This window comes from Archangium sp., assembly GCF_036389735.1.
Lineage (GTDB): Bacteria > Myxococcota > Myxococcia > Myxococcales > Myxococcaceae > Archangium.
Window position 1 is genome coordinate 1 of sequence record NZ_DASVWK010000593.1, and the last position, 1,879, is coordinate 1,879.

At 70.6% G+C, this 1,879-nt stretch carries 3 protein-coding genes; 1 reads left to right on the forward strand and 2 read right to left on the reverse strand.

All coding sequences use genetic code 11. The features are described 5' to 3' along the window. Positions 1-439 (reverse strand): trypsin-like peptidase domain-containing protein (locus tag VF794_RS20750; RefSeq protein ID WP_331113034.1); only part of this gene is annotated, 439 nt, incomplete at its 3' end. Positions 440-529: 90 nt separating this feature from the next. Then, on the reverse strand, positions 530-838 hold the full coding sequence (locus tag VF794_RS20755) for a hypothetical protein (RefSeq protein WP_331113036.1): 309 nt from the start codon (positions 836-838) through the stop codon (positions 530-532). A 113-nt stretch (positions 839-951) separates the two neighbouring features. Between VF794_RS20755 and VF794_RS20760 the strand changes: the two genes are divergently transcribed. Then, on the forward strand, positions 952-1,879 hold a 928-nt coding region (locus VF794_RS20760; RefSeq protein WP_331113037.1), incomplete at its 3' end, for a hypothetical protein.

A 1,879-nucleotide genomic window follows, 5' to 3' on the forward strand; every position in this document is an offset into this window, starting at 1 on the left:
GCAGCTTGCGGCCCGCGTCGATCTTCAGCAGCGCGAAGTCCGTGCGCTCGTCCTCGCCCACCAGCTCGGCCTGGAACTTCTCCGGGTAGCCGTGCTCGGAGAAGACGGAGATGGTGATGACACCCGCGCCCTCGATGACATGGGCACTGGTGAGGATGTAGCCGTCCGGGTGGATGATGAGGCCCGAGCCGATGCCGTTCTGCGCCTCCCCATCCGGGCCGGGAGTGGGGTTCTGCTGGCTCGTGGTGATGGACACCACCGCGGGCATGGACGCCCGGGCCACCTGACTCAAGGCGGAGCGCTCCTTGCGCACGGAGAGCTGTTTCGCCTCCACCCACAACCGCTTGTCCTCGCCTCGAGGTGCTCCCAGCGCCGGCGTGCCCAGGCCACAGAGCAACGCCGCCAGCGAGACTCCCCTCCACGCCCGTCCACCCGCCATCGTCCCGCCTCCGCCCCCAGCCCGCCTCGGGAGAAGCTAGGGAGGGGGGCGCGTGGGGGGAAGCCGCCCGGGGGTCAAAGGTAGGGAACCCTACTTCTTCTGGGCGATGATCCGATCAATCGCCGCGCGATCCTCGGGGGTGATGCGCTCGCGCGGGGTCGCCGGGGCCGCCACTTGCTTCGTCGTCCGGTGGACGGCGCCCTTGGCCTCGTCGACCGCGTCGCGCAGCCCGTCCTTCACCCGATCCACCTGCCGCTCCACCTGGGTGGGCCGCACGTGCCGGTTCCACTGTCGCTGGGCGTACTCCAGCGGCGAGCGACCTTCGAGGTCCACCGTCGCCAGGAAGACTCCGAGCCCCACCGCGCAACCCGTCCACACCAGGAACTTCAGGAAGCCCATCGTTCACATCCTCCTACCCCCTCGTACACCGGGGAAGGGCGTCTGGCGAGTTTCTGGCGGGGCGCGGGGATGGTCGCTGACAGCGGACGGGGGGCCTCTTAATGTGCGCGGCCTTGCACCCCGACGAGCTCTTCCAGGCCGCCCAGGCGCGTGCGGCGTCGATGTCCCTTCCGCGAGCGCAGGAGGCGCAGGAGCAACTGCGCTCGCAGGCGCTCGCACTCTTCAGCAAGGTGCCGGAGCCGCCCGTGTATCACCGGGTGGAGGATCCGGCGCGCAAGGCGGCGGAGGCGCTGCTGCCGGAGCTGGAGAAGGTGCTGGCGCTGGCGCTGGCGTTGACGCGGGAGGGGGGCCGGACGGAGACGACGGAGCGCATCCTCGCGGCGCTGAAGGCGCACGGCGAGGGGCTGTGCCTCACGGTGAGCGGGCGGCTGGTGCAGGCGGAGGAGGCATGGCGGCGCGCGCTGGAGCTGGAGCGACTGGCGCACCCCACGCGCTCGCTCGGCTCGGTGGAGACGGTGGTGCCCCCGGTGTACGAGCGGACGACGGGGGCCTCGCGGTTCGACCCGAAGCACGAGTCCGTGGCGCAGGTGAAGCTGCTGTGCCCCAACACGGGCTGCAAGCGGATCAACGATTATGGCTATGTGCCGAGGCCGGGGACGCACCCCTACGTGTGCCCGGCGTGCAAGACGCCCTTCCTGGCGTACTTCGGCGAGCTGCGCGGGCTGGAGGTGGAGGTCCGCCGCAGCTCCAAGCGCTTCTTCTTCACGGTGGACGAGGTGCGGGGCTCGGGCAGCTCGCGTATCGAGTTCGAGGAGGCGAGTGGCGAGGAGTTCCCGGTGGCGAGGAGGGACCTGCTGGTCTTCCTCTACACCGAGGCACGCGAGCTGAAGGCGGTGATGAACCTGACGAACGGCCGGCTGATGTGGATTTCGCCGGCGGGCGGGTGCTTCGTGGTGACGGCGGCGTTCGGGGAGGGGGCACCGGAGCTGGTGGCGTTCCGGGAGTTCCGTGACGAGGTGCTGCGGCGCCACGGGCTGGGGC

What these genes read in the sequence shown, in the direction of transcription:
- VF794_RS20755 (WP_331113036.1), bottom strand. Translation starts at nt 838, where the DNA reads ATGGGCTTCCTGAAGTTCCTGGTGTGGACGGGTTGCGCGGTGGGGCTC.